Consider the following 12,394-nt stretch of genomic DNA (forward strand, 5'->3'; position numbering starts at 1 on the left):
CTCTCCACCCTTGCAGCTTGCTAATCGGCTTCGCCAACTTGCCAATAAGGGACTTGCACCCTCTGGATAATCTGAGTATATTTCTAGAGAAATATGACTCGCGCCATGCTGGGCGCACACAAGGTTTATACCCTATGCTTCGGCTGATTGCCGTGCACAAGGTATACACGAGCACGTTGGCCGTGATTGGGATTATTTTCAAATTTTAAAGTGGCGTGTCTTTCAGGCTTTTAGGGGCTGGGCGGCATCAAAGGCCACTAAAGCCGGGCAACGATCAGCAAAAGAGCCAGAGGCATGAATGGCGTTTTTGCCCCTAAGCCTTTCCTAGCCGAAGCCTGCAGGTAACCAGCTTTTGATCGAGTGCACAGAGATTATACTTTGAGTGCGAGATGTTGCCGGTGGAAATTAAAGTATGATGCTTTTATCAACCTTCCACTAATAAGTGCTGCTGCAACTTAAAGTGCAAAACAGAGTTTAAATCTTTGTAGCTCAAAGCAGCAAAGATTATGAAAGCACTTATACTTTTAGGCACACTCAAAAAAGACAGGCTCTCTAACACAGAGGTATTATCGGAGTTTTTAAATTCCTTTTTGGTAAAGCAGGGGGTAGAGTGCCAGACAATCAAACTAGTAGAGCATAACATACTTCCGGGAACATACAGTGACATGGGTGAAGGCGATGCGTGGCCTGAAATACTCGAGCAACTCTTAACCGCCGATATACTTATATTCTCAACCCCAATCTGGTGGAACAACCAATCGTCGGAGATACAAAGGGTAATTGAGCGCCTGGATGAGCTGCACGATGAGATACTGGAAGGGAAGGAGTCGAGGCTGAACGGCAAGGTGGGTGGCATAGTGATAACCGGCGACTCGGATGGCGCACAGCATATAATTGCCAACATCAGTAATTTCTTTAATGCACTAGGAGTACTGATGCCTCCTTTTGCCACGTTATCGGTGCTGATAGCGGAGCATGAGAAAGGAAACGAAAATACCCGCGAAGAGCTTTTAGCAAAGTATAAAAAAGACTATACCAAAACGGCAGAGAAGATGGTAAAGCAACTTGTAAAGTATGTGAGCAACCACAGGTAAGCGCCAATAAGTAGTTAGTGCGGCAATTTTTAAAACTTTTCTGTAAAATTAAGCGTCTGATAGAGCTATACTTAGCTAGTAAGTATAAAAATCTTGCTACTATAGTTTGACAAACATACAACTGTGTGTATATTTGCACACTCAAACACACGGTAACGTGGCCGAGTGGCTAGGCTCAGCTCTGCAAAAGCTGCTACAGCGGTTCGAATCCGCTCGTTACCTCAAAGCCCCCGCATCCAATGCGGGGGCTTTTTCTTTTCCGTCCTTCTGCAAAAAAGTATAGGCGCAATGCCAGCCTTTGCACCAAAAAATTGTTTCCTGCCTAATCTTTTGAGCGGTTTTGCCGTAATCATCTGTACAAAAAAACTATTAGCACCTACATTCAAAATCAAATTTCTAAGAATCAGCATCCTACTAAGATTTATGAGATTTACTGCTCTTGTGCCAGGGAGATTGGACAAGTTGAAGTGGTTAACGCTGTAGGTGGCAAACCGCTGCCAGGCAAAATTCAAACCGCACATGAAGAGAACAAAGTAGTGCTTACGCAGATTTACTGACACATGAAAATTACTGATTTGCGCGTAATGCGCGGACCAAACTACTGGTCGGTTAAGCATCCCAAGATCATCGTCCTGAAACTGACCCTGGAAGACCTTAGCCAAACATTAACGAATCAAATTCCTCATTTCTATCAGCGCCTTACCAAAATGTTTCCGGGCATGGTGAGTCACCGTGCCAGTGAGGGAATAGAGGGCGGCTTTTTTAAAACTGTAGAAGAGGGGACCACTTTTGGGCACGTGGTGCAGCATATAGCCCTCGAACTGCAGACCCTTGCCGGAATGGACTCCGGTTACGGTCGCTGTTACCCTGGCAAGGAGCCGGGCCAGCAAGTGGTTGTATTCTCTTACCAGGAGGAACGCGCAGGAGAGTACGCAGCCTACGCTGCCGTCCGGATTACAAATGCCCTCGTAAAAGGCGAAAAGTATAAACTGGCAGATGATGTTATTCGCTTGCATGATATTCGTGAGGATGAATACTTTGGGCCCAGTACCTATTCCATCGTTTCGGAAGCAGTTAGCCGCGGTATCCCTTACATCAGGCTAAACCGCCATTCTTTGATACAGCTGGGCTATGGGGTTAACCAAAAACGCATACAGGCAACCATGACGGGGCAGACAGCCTGTTTTGCCGTTGAGATTGCCGGCGACAAAGACGCCACTAAATCCATACTTGAAGATGCCGGCATACCTGTGCCCAGAGGCACCACCGTCCAAACACTTGATGAACTTAAAAGCGCCATCAACTGGCTGGGCTATCCGCTTGTTATTAAACCACTGGACGGTAACCATGGCAAAGGAGCCACGATCAATATTGCCAACATAAAAGATGCGCACCGCGGTTTTACAGAGGCACAAGCTTTCTCCGAAAGTGTAATCGTGGAACAGTATATCGATGGTTTCGATTTCAGGCTTCTGGTCATAAACGGCAAGTTTGTGGCGGCAGCCAAACGCACACCGGCTATGGTTACCGGCGATGGCACCTCTACTATAAAGCAACTGATAGAGCGGGAGAACAAAGACCCGAGAAGGGGCATTGGCCACGAAAAAGTGCTTACCAAGATCAAAGTGGACAAGCACACAAAAAATATCCTGAAAGCCAAGAACCTGACCCTTCAGTCTGTGCTGGCAGCCGGGGAGGAGCTATACCTGAAAACAACGGCCAACATCAGCACCGGTGGCACAGCCACAGACGTAACCGATCTTGTGGACTCTTACAATATACTGATGGCGGAGCGTATCGCCGGCTTGATCGGGCTGGACATTTGCGGCATTGATGTGATGACCACAGACATTGCCATACCTTTGAACGAGGCGCGTGGTGCTGTGCTGGAGGTTAATGCCGCCCCGGGCTTTAGGATGCACATCTCGCCAACTTACGGCCTGCCACGCAACGTAGCAGAGCCTGTAGTGGATATGTTGTTCCCGAGGGGTACGCCGGGCCGCATACCGATAATTGCGGTAACGGGAACCAATGGCAAAACCACCACTACCCGCTTAATTGCGCACATGGTAAAAGGCAAAGGCTACCAGGTAGGGTATACCACCACCGATGGCATTTATATACAGGACAAACTGCTGGAGAAAGGCGACACCACCGGCTCTTACAGCGCTGAGTTCGTGCTAAAAGACCCAACCGTTAATTTTGCCGTATTGGAGTGTGCCCGTGGCGGTTTGTTGCGTTCCGGTCTGGGTTTTAACCAATGCGACATCGGCATCGTTACCAATGTCAGCTCCGATCACCTGGGCCTCGGCGACATAGACACACTGGAGGAGCTTGCCAAACTGAAGTCGGTGATCCCGAAAAGTGTAAGCAAAGACGGTTATGCCATACTTAACGCCGATGATGACCTGGTGTATGGTATGGCAGAAGAGGTGGAGTGCAAGGTGGCCTTCTTTAGTATGGATGAAAGTAACCCACGCATTCTGAAGCATATTGCCAAAGGAGGTCTGGCGGCTGTGTTTGAAAACGGCTACATTTCTATTTTTAAGAACAGTTACAAAATACGCATTGACCGTGTGGCAGACGTGCCGCTTACCTTCGGGGGGAAGGCCAAATTCAACATTGAGAATATTTTAGCTGCAACATTAGCAGGATATATTTCACATTTCGATGTTCAGGATATTAAAACCTCACTTCGTACGTTCATACCATCACCGAGCAAGACACCAGGCCGCATGAACCTGTTTAAGTTTCCGCAGTTTGAGGTGCTCGTGGATTATGCCCACAACGCAGGTGGCTTAAAGGCCATAGGCGAGTTTGTGAATGCCCTGGATGTAACAAAGAAGGTAGGCGTTGTAGCCGGCGTTGGAGATCGACGCACAGAGGATTTTTACGAGATCGGGCGCGTGGCAGGGCAGGTGTTTGATGAGATAATTGTAAGGCTGGATGCTGACCTACGTGGCAAGACTGCAGAAGAAATATCCGGACCGATCATACAAGGCATTGAGGATGTGGCCCCTGAAAAAACCATCCGGTTGATACCGGAAGAGATGCGGGCCATTGCTTATGCCCTGGAGCACGGAGAACCAGGTTCTTTTATTGCCATTTTTACAGAAGACGTGCACGAATCGGTTAAGATGGTGGAAAGTTTTAAAGTAATACAAGACCGAAAGATTCTTGTTGATTAATTCTAGCGCAAGCGTTAGAGCTGTTTTTTACATGTGAACGATGGACTAAAGCCTCACCCATAGGAGTGGGGCTTTTTTTATGGAAATGGCCATAAGTTGCAGGATTATTATTCTGAAAATGGCTTTGACTACTCCTTCCATGAGGCAGGGCTGTTATGTTCTATAATTTGTTAGTTTATGGCGTGAGCGTCCTCGTCCCGAATCAAGTCTGGGATCTTTGACTCTTGTTTTACCATGGCTGGCCCTCCGGCCCGGTTGGATTGCAAATCCAACGATATATTAAGTCACGGATCACAGATCCGCGCCAGCAAAAAATGAGTAAAACGGCCCTGCTCTCAAGGGGACAATTTTCACTAGAACTTAACAGCCCTGCTCCTTGGAAGGTCTTCCGATTAGAATATAAGTATACGATGTTCCATCTACCACGAGTTGAAAACTCGCGGCAGGAATAATGGTGAATAATTTGTGTCCTAATCGTAGCCTGGACAGGCACAAAAAAAGCCCCTGCCATTGGCAGGGGCCTTCCCTAACTAAGGTTTAAAGCTGTTACTTCAATACAAAGTTAGTTTTACCTATCAGGAAGCCATCAGCATAGAGCTCAATCGTATGCTGGCCCTTTTTATATTCAGCGTTCTTGTCGTACAGGAAGCTTAACTGCTGCTGTGTGTTATCGAAAACGAAGTCACGCTTGGCAGTATAGAACTTGTCTTCACCATCGAATTCGAACGTGCCGCCACCCGTCGAAAGGTTGTAAAGAGCAGCACCGTCAGGCTCGATTAAACGCATGTAAACGGTTTTAGGTTCTTTGGGTGCCACGTCGTTTTTAGCAAGCTTAAACGTAACACGGATCTTGTCTACGCGCTTGGCACGGTACTCGGCATCATCGTCTTCTTTTTCTTTGCCTCGCTGGTTAATAATGTTTACAGCAATGTTCTGCGCATCCAGCCTCGAGGCTACCTTTACCTTTTCAGAAAGGTCCCTGTTGGTGGTCTTCATGGTGGTAAGGCTGTCAGACAGGCGGTTTTGCGTTACTTTAAGCCCTGTGTTCTCAGTGTAAAGCACAGCATTGTCTTCTTTCAGTTTTGCGATTTCGGCATCCTTTTCTTTCAGCTGCTTTTCAAAAGCATTGGCTCTGTCGCGGAAACGGCGCTGGTCGGCCAGGCTGTAGCTGCTTTTACGGAAACCGCGCAGTTCGTTAAGGTCTGCATTAATGGCTGAGATCCGGGCTTCCAGGGAGTCATTCTCAAGGCCCATTGCCTGTAGTTCCTGGCTCTGGCGCTCAAAGTCGGCTTTCAGGGCCTCGTATACTTTGATCTGGTTCTCCAGCTCGCTGTTCTTTACCCGGATGATCTCTTCCTGCTCTTCGGTCTTCTCTTTTTTCTGGTAATTCATGTAAATGAGAATACCGTTTATACTTAGCAGGACAACGAGAAGGCCCCCGATTAACAGTTTGCGGTTGCTTCTATTTTCAGGAGTGTTAGCTGACATATATAAGGGTTTAGTTTAAATTGATTTCTTTAGAAAAAACAGTATTTTAACCAATACTACAGTAGATAACAGTCAAATATAAAACTTTTGTGTAATAAACAGATGAGTATGCGTCAAGAATTTGATGCCGGTTACTGGCAACAACGCTATGCAGCGCACAATACCGGATGGGACACCGGAAGCATAACGCCGCCCTTGCAAAAATATTTTGATCAACTGACTAACAAAGCTTTACGCATACTAATTCCGGGGTGCGGTAATGCCTACGAGGCAGAATATTTATACAGAAAAGGCTTCGAAAATGTTTTTTTAGTAGATGTGGCTCCTGCACCGCTTCAGAACTTTACCAAGCGGGTTCCCGATTTCCCGAAAGACCACCTGCTTCACCAGGATTTTTTTGAGCTGGAAGGAACGTATGACCTGATCGTGGAGCAAACCTTTTTCTGTGCCTTAGACCCTGCACTACGCCCTGCCTACGCTCAAAAAATGGCCTCTTTACTGGCTCCGGGGGGTAAGCTCATGGGTTTGCTGTTCGATACAACCTTTACAAAACCTGGCCCGCCCTTTGGCGGTACCCGCGAAGAGTATAAATCATACTTTGCCCCATACTTTAATTTCCTGCATTTCGAAACCGCCTACAACTCCATCCCGCCAAGGCAGGGGAGTGAACTGTTTATTAAGCTGGTTAAGAGTTAAGAGTTAAGAGTTAAGAGTTTAAAGTTAGACTAATCAGTCTGTGTGTTTTCTATACATCGTGAGTTTATCTGTAGAGCCTTTGTAGAGTTTATTAAGTCACTGGCTATTGTACTTGCTGCGTGATTTCACCAGCAAGTACAATAGCCAGTGACTTAAATTGTTGGTGAAAAACACCAACAATGGCGGTTTTATACTTTTTACCTTCTTACATTTCTACCTCCCAAATTCTTTAACTCCCAAACTCCTTACCTCTCTAACTCTAATTGGTTATCTTTGCAGGGCCAGATGGCATTAACCAAGTATAAGATCATGTTTGAGATACCAAAATTAAAACATACCAATAGCGGCAATTTCTTTTTGATGGCCGGGCCTTGTGCCATAGAAGGCGAGGAGATGGCTTTACAGATTGCCGAACATCTTGTGTCCTTAACTGATAGGCTGCAGATTCCTTTGATCTTTAAAGGCTCATACCGAAAAGCCAACCGTTCCAGGGTAGACTCTTTTACCGGCATCGGCGATGAGAAGGCGCTGCGCATCCTGCAGAAAGTAGGACAGGAGTTCGACATCCCGACAGTAACCGATATCCACGAGAGTGACGAGGCGGCCATAGCTGCCGAATATGTGGATGTGCTGCAGATCCCGGCCTTCCTTTGCCGCCAGACCGACTTGTTGATCGCGGCAGCTAAAACAGGCAAGGTAGTGAACGTTAAAAAAGGTCAGTTTTTGTCGGGTGAGGCCATGCGTTTTGCCGTAGATAAGATTAGACAGTCTGGTAACGAGAAGGTTATACTTACTGACAGAGGCAACAGCTTTGGCTACTCTGACCTGGTAGTGGATTTCAGGAACTTGCCGGAAATGCAGGCCAATAAGGTGCCGGTGGTAATGGACGTAACACACTCATTGCAGCAGCCTAACCAAAGCTCTGGCGTAACGGGTGGCAAACCCGCTTTGATCGAGACAATTGCCAAAGCTGCTATTGCCGTGGGTGCCGACGGATTGTTCATTGAGACACACCCAGAACCAAGTATAGCCAAATCGGATGGCGCCAACATGCTGCCACTTGGCCAGCTGGAAGACCTGCTGACGAAGCTGATCAGGATTAGGGAAGCCATCCGTTAGTAGAGCCAAAGTATAGTTTAGATTATGAACAGCGATTACCAAACCGATTGGGATGTATACTTCTGCTACCTGGACGATGCCCCGGCCTTTATTAGTGTAGATCTTGGTTTTCATGACTTTGCGCCTTTGCCTGATAAGCCCAACCTGATTGAGATCGTGGTAGGTTTACAGAGCACCAACGAAGACGGTTTTCCGGACAACGGGGAATGGACAAAGCTGGAAGAAATAGAAGACATGCTGGTGAACAGCTTTGAGGAAAAGTTGGAGGCTGTTTTTGTTGGCAAAACCCTAAATAACGGCCGCCGTGGTTTATACTTTTACAGCGGCGAGACCTTATTGGTAGAGCAAATGGCCGAGGAACTGAAAGCACAGTTTCCGGACTATGCCATTGCGCATCAGATTACCGAAGACCCCGACTGGGAAGTATACTTTGAGTACCTGTACCCGGACGAGGAAAGCCTGTTGCGTATCCAGAACAATAAAATACTGAAGTTATTGGAAGAGCAGGGCGACCAGGCCTTTGTGCCCCGAAGGATCACTTATACCTTATACTTCAGGGATTTGAAGGACAGGGAGGCTGCGAAACAGGAAATTGCAGGTCCTGATTTTGAGGTGGAGGCAGAAGACAGCTCCGACGCCCGTGAACTGCCACACAGGCTGGTATTGGCCAAACAAAGCAAAGCCGACGAAGAGACCATTTACCTGACAACCGAAATGCTGATGCAGCTAGCCATTAAGCACGACGGGGAGTTCGACGGCTGGGAAACCCAGATCGTGCAGGAAAACGATTAAAAGTATAACGTAAAGTTTTCTTTGGGTTGCTTTGTCCTGAAAAACACTAGCCCTACGTAGAACAGATCAACAGTTTGGAGCACCTTCGGGTGCTTCTTTATTTCCTGCCAGGCTCGTTTCATCTCCGCAGACCAGTACAGGTCATCTACCACAAAAACACTGTACTCATGGTGCTTTTCGAGGCACTGCTCAAAATACCGCATGGTGGGTTCGTAACGGTGGTTCCCGTCAAAAAACACAAAGTCCAGTTGTGCGGCATTTCTTACTTGCTCTGCTAGTGTATTATCCAGGTTGCCAAGTATAAGTTTTGTGTTATCTATGCCTAGCTGCTTAAAGTTCTGTTGTGCCTGCTGTGCAATGCCGGGGCATCCCTCAAAAGTATAAACAGTTGCGTTTTTGCGTGCAAGGGCCATGTAGCTGGTGGTTATGCCCAGCGAGGTGCCCAGATCAAATATGGTATCAGGCTGAAAATGGTTGACAAGCCTGAACAGCAACTGGCCATACTTGGCAGGTTTTGCCGAGGACTTGGCTATCTCGTTAATGCGTCGCTTCTTCTTTTTCCCGGCTTTGGGGCCTGCTCCGAAATCAGTGACCTCCAGCAGTGTGTCGTTGTGTAGTAAATCATGGCGCAGGTCCTCTACCTGCTCATAAGCAGCAAAATGCCCGTCATGAAGTATGACTTGGTTATACAGATCAAAAATAAAAGGAGAGTGTACGCCGTGTAGTTTAAAGGCTTTGGCTCTGTAGATCGGGTAATTGGCGGCGAGGTGGAAGGGGAGCACTTTTTTGTTAAATGGTTAGATTGCTTAATGGTTTAATTGTTGGATGGTTGATTGTTATAATTTGTTGGTCAAATTTTAAGTTAGTTAATTTAATTGGTATGCTTTTGCACATCCTAAAACCATTGATTCTGATCTCAATTTTAAAGTACAGCGAGAAACTACTAGTTAACAGTTTAACCATTCAACAATTAAACCTTTCAACAATTTAATTCAACTTATACGGCACAATTAGGTTGAATTCGGGTATGGTGACGTCAAACTTCTTGCCATCAACCAGGCGTTCCATCAGGTAGGTGCCACGCATTTTTCCCATACCGGTTTTCAGGTTGCATCCCGATACATACTCATGCGACTCGCCAGGCTCCAACACAGGTTGCTGCCCAACCACACCTTCTCCTTCTACTTCGCGCACCACACCCGTAGCATCATGAATGTACCAATGGCGCCTGAGCAGTTTAACGGTAAACTCAGAATTATTTTCTATACTTATCTTGTAGGCAAATACATAATGCTGCTGCACAGGACTGGAATAGTCGGGAAGGTAATTGGTGGTAACGGTAACTTTTACACCTTCTGTTGTTTTTGTATCCATGTTACAGAGTTTTTTGTATACTTAGAAACCTTAAAGGGAGGCAAAGGTTGCTAATTTAGATTATAACCAAACCCACTACCCAAACACTCATGAATGTAAAGATAGAACAAAGCTGGCAAAATGTGTTGCAAGATGAATTTGAAAAACCGTATTTCAAAAGCCTTGTCTCTTTTGTTAAAGACGAATACAATTCTCAAAAAGTTTACCCACCCGGAAACCAGATCTTCAAGGCCTTTGAGATGTGCCCCTTTGATCAGGTGAAAGTGGTGATACTTGGTCAGGATCCCTACCATGGTCCAAATCAGGCCAACGGCCTCGCTTTTTCTGTCAGCGATGGTGTACGCACCCCTCCATCGCTCTTAAATATATTTAAGGAAATCAAAAGCGACCTGGGAAAAGACCTGCCCACATCGGGCAATCTGGAGCGTTGGGCCGCGCAGGGGGTGTTGCTGTTAAACGCCACACTTACGGTTAGGGCAGCTAATGCCGGCTCGCATCAGCGGAAAGGCTGGGAGGAGTTTACTGATGCCGTGGTGCAGAAAGTAAACGACCAGAAAGAGCATGTGGTGTTTATGCTATGGGGAGCCTACGCACAGAAAAAAGGAGCCTTTATTGATGAACGCAAGCACCTGGTACTGAAATCAGCGCATCCATCGCCGTTTGCCGCCGACAGGGGCTTTTTTGGCAACCGGCATTTCAGTAAGGCAAACGATTACCTGGTAGCACACGGCAAAGAAGCCATAGACTGGTAGTATAAGCAGGTATAAAGCAAAGATTCCTCTGCTATTTAAGTATGGCAGAGGAATCCTTTTAATAAGTATAAGTATTGGTAGTTTTGGTTACCACTTAGCTGTCTGGAACTGTGCCGGGTCGTACCATCTTTTATCCATTGCCTTCGGGTAACGCATGTTGTAGTACTCCTCTCGCATAGTTGTAATGCCATTGGTCTTGAAGATAATCTCAGTGGCCACCCATTTGCCTTCCAGTTTTTGGTAATTGCCTATCTCCACATCTCTTGGGGTACCTTTAGGGTTTGTGAGCACACGCACTATATAGAGTCTTTCCTTGTCCACCCAGAACTGCGGCGTGGTGTTGTCGTTAGTATTGGTGGTTCCAACCACATAGGCATCGCGGCCATGCCACTTAGCCACTGTTACTTTCGTCAGGTCAAAGCCAAGCTTGTTCAGCTTGTCGGTGCTGGTTTCTGGTTTCAGGAAGTATACATCAAAGCACAGCAGTAGGAGCGGGTGTATATTCTGCTGTTTCGACTGTAATTGGTGGTCTTTAAAAGTATAGAGTGAATCCTCCCGGAAGATAACACCATTGCCGCTTTCAAACCCATTAAAGCGGATGGCCAGGTTGCCCGGCTGGCTGTAAACTTCCTGCCAGATCTCTTCTTTGGTAACTTTTTCTCCTTCGTAGTAAATGGCGCGCTGGTCAAAAGCAAAGTTAGGGTACCATTTTCCTTTCCAGCGTTTGTGCATGGCACTTACAAGGTCGGCGCCATTGGAAATGTTTTTGTTTTTAGAAGCCGGGGTAAATCCCCAAAAACTGATGCAAGCCAGGCCCACGCACATAGCAGCGGCCCAGCCACGAATTGTTTTTCTCATAGTGATCGTGTTTAAACCTGCAAGATAGTAAAAGAACATAGCCTGAAACGGTACTTTCTTGCTAAGCCTGTATCATTTCCATAACTTGAACACTAAACCGCATAACTATGATAAAGATTTACCATAACCCAAGGTGCAGTAAAAGCCGCCAAACACTGGAGAAACTGCAGGAGGCAGGGCAGCAGCCTGAGGTAATAGAGTACCTTAAAACGCCACCCACTGCCAGCGAACTGCGTGAACTGCTGCAAAAACTTAACCTGAAGCCCGTGCAACTGCTCAGGAAAGGGGAGCAACTTTACAAAGACAAGTATAAAAATCAGCAACTGTCGGATGAGGAGCTGATTGCCGTGATGGCCGAAAACCCCGTGCTGATCGAAAGGCCGATCGTGGTGAAAGATAACAAGGCAGTGCTGGGCCGTCCGCCGGAAAATGTGCTGGAACTGCTTTAGCTATACCTGAGCCTGTTTAGGGCTTATTAAAATTTACATTGCCTGCCCTTGCTCCGTGTTCTCACCAGCAAGTATAATAGCCAATGCTTTTAAATTGTTGGTGAAAAACACCTAACAATGGCGGTAAAACAGTAAAGGCCGGCATACGAAGTATACCGGCCTTTACTGTTAGTAGTATCCTACAATTAGTAAGTACCCTGGTAGGAGCCCTGGTATCTGTATTTGTGGTCTTTGCTCTTTCGGAACACCTTTAAAACAAGGCTGTTGGGCTGCTTGGAAATAGAGTCGCCTACCTGCAGCATTTCGTTTTTCGTATCCAGGTTAAAAGAGGAGGCCCAGAAGTATGAGTTGTTATACTTGTACTGGTTCCCGCCTCTGTAGTAATGGTCAACGTCTGTGATCACAGTGTTGATCTTGTTCTCCAGCAACCTTTTATTATACAAATAGTTCTCCACATACTGACCGGCAACAAAAAATGCGATCAGCATAACAATCAGGGCCATCATCGATCTGGAAAGCCTTTTCATCTTCACTTCAAACGTTTGATCTTGTTGTACACAAACGAGACTACCTGTATGTATAAA

Annotated in this window: 12 protein-coding genes and 1 tRNA gene; 8 read left to right on the forward strand and 5 right to left on the reverse strand. The window is 46.5% G+C overall.

The annotated features are described in order from the left end of the window. Positions 1-506: 506 nt before the first annotated feature. From AC4BAP_RS09105 to cphA, 3 genes are all read left to right on the forward strand, one after another. The gene (locus tag AC4BAP_RS09105; protein ID WP_490582326.1) at positions 507-1,094 is read left to right on the forward strand and encodes a flavodoxin family protein; all 588 of its coding nucleotides are present in this window, start codon (positions 507-509) and stop codon (positions 1,092-1,094) included. 151 nt (positions 1,095-1,245) lie between these two features. Then, a tRNA-Cys gene (locus AC4BAP_RS09110) sits at positions 1,246-1,316 on the forward strand. Positions 1,317-1,654: 338 nt separating this feature from the next. Next, positions 1,655-4,282: a cyanophycin synthetase gene (cphA, locus tag AC4BAP_RS09115; protein ID WP_490582327.1), complete on the forward strand. Its 2,628-nt coding sequence runs from the start codon at positions 1,655-1,657 to the stop codon at positions 4,280-4,282. 546 nt (positions 4,283-4,828) lie between these two features. Here the strand turns inward: cphA and AC4BAP_RS09120 are convergent. Continuing rightward, positions 4,829-5,770: a DUF8428 domain-containing protein gene (locus AC4BAP_RS09120; RefSeq protein WP_490582328.1), complete on the reverse strand. Its 942-nt coding sequence runs from the start codon at positions 5,768-5,770 to the stop codon at positions 4,829-4,831. A 108-nt stretch (positions 5,771-5,878) separates the two neighbouring features. Between AC4BAP_RS09120 and AC4BAP_RS09125 the strand changes: the two genes are divergently transcribed. The 3 genes from AC4BAP_RS09125 to AC4BAP_RS09135 all read left to right on the forward strand — a co-directional run bounded on the left by AC4BAP_RS09125 (position 5,879) and on the right by AC4BAP_RS09135 (position 8,377). Further along, a complete protein-coding gene (locus AC4BAP_RS09125) occupies positions 5,879-6,466 on the forward strand; it encodes a methyltransferase domain-containing protein (protein ID WP_490582329.1) in 588 nt (195 codons plus the stop codon). 309 nt (positions 6,467-6,775) lie between these two features. Next, positions 6,776-7,585 carry a 3-deoxy-8-phosphooctulonate synthase gene (gene kdsA, locus AC4BAP_RS09130; protein WP_490582650.1) on the forward strand — a complete coding sequence of 270 codons (810 nt, stop codon included), beginning with the start codon at positions 6,776-6,778 and terminating at the stop codon, positions 7,583-7,585. Positions 7,586-7,609: 24 nt separating this feature from the next. Continuing rightward, the gene (locus AC4BAP_RS09135; RefSeq protein WP_490582330.1) at positions 7,610-8,377 is read left to right on the forward strand and encodes a DUF695 domain-containing protein; all 768 of its coding nucleotides are present in this window, start codon (positions 7,610-7,612) and stop codon (positions 8,375-8,377) included. Here the strand turns inward: AC4BAP_RS09135 and AC4BAP_RS09140 are convergent. Together AC4BAP_RS09140 and apaG are read right to left on the reverse strand one after the other, a co-directional pair. Beyond that, complete coding sequence (locus AC4BAP_RS09140; protein WP_490582331.1) at positions 8,374-9,159, reverse strand: O-methyltransferase; 786 nt, start codon at positions 9,157-9,159, stop codon at positions 8,374-8,376. The two genes, AC4BAP_RS09135 and AC4BAP_RS09140, sit on opposite strands and share 4 nt — an antisense overlap. 205 nt (positions 9,160-9,364) lie before the next feature. Continuing rightward, complete coding sequence (apaG, locus tag AC4BAP_RS09145; protein ID WP_490582332.1) at positions 9,365-9,751, reverse strand: Co2+/Mg2+ efflux protein ApaG; 387 nt, start codon at positions 9,749-9,751, stop codon at positions 9,365-9,367. 89 nt (positions 9,752-9,840) lie between these two features. On the opposite strand from apaG, the gene ung reads away from it, so the two are divergent. Next, on the forward strand, positions 9,841-10,503 hold the full coding sequence (gene ung, locus AC4BAP_RS09150) for a uracil-DNA glycosylase (protein ID WP_490582333.1): 663 nt from the start codon (positions 9,841-9,843) through the stop codon (positions 10,501-10,503). 87 nt (positions 10,504-10,590) lie between these two features. Here ung and AC4BAP_RS09155 read toward each other — a convergent pair whose 3' ends face one another. Then, positions 10,591-11,361: an outer membrane lipoprotein-sorting protein gene (locus tag AC4BAP_RS09155; RefSeq protein WP_490582334.1), complete on the reverse strand. Its 771-nt coding sequence runs from the start codon at positions 11,359-11,361 to the stop codon at positions 10,591-10,593. A 107-nt stretch (positions 11,362-11,468) separates the two neighbouring features. Here AC4BAP_RS09155 and arsC point away from each other — a divergent pair, with 107 nt between their 5' ends. After that, positions 11,469-11,810: an arsenate reductase (glutaredoxin) gene (gene arsC / locus AC4BAP_RS09160; protein WP_490582335.1), complete on the forward strand. Its 342-nt coding sequence runs from the start codon at positions 11,469-11,471 to the stop codon at positions 11,808-11,810. 185 nt (positions 11,811-11,995) lie between these two features. On the opposite strand, the gene AC4BAP_RS09165 is transcribed toward arsC, so the two are convergent. Beyond that, positions 11,996-12,337, reverse strand: coding sequence for a hypothetical protein (locus AC4BAP_RS09165; RefSeq protein WP_490582336.1), 342 nt, complete (start codon positions 12,335-12,337; stop codon positions 11,996-11,998). Positions 12,338-12,394: the final 57 nt, after the last annotated feature.

It is taken from the genome of Pontibacter sp. GD7 (assembly GCF_058216375.1).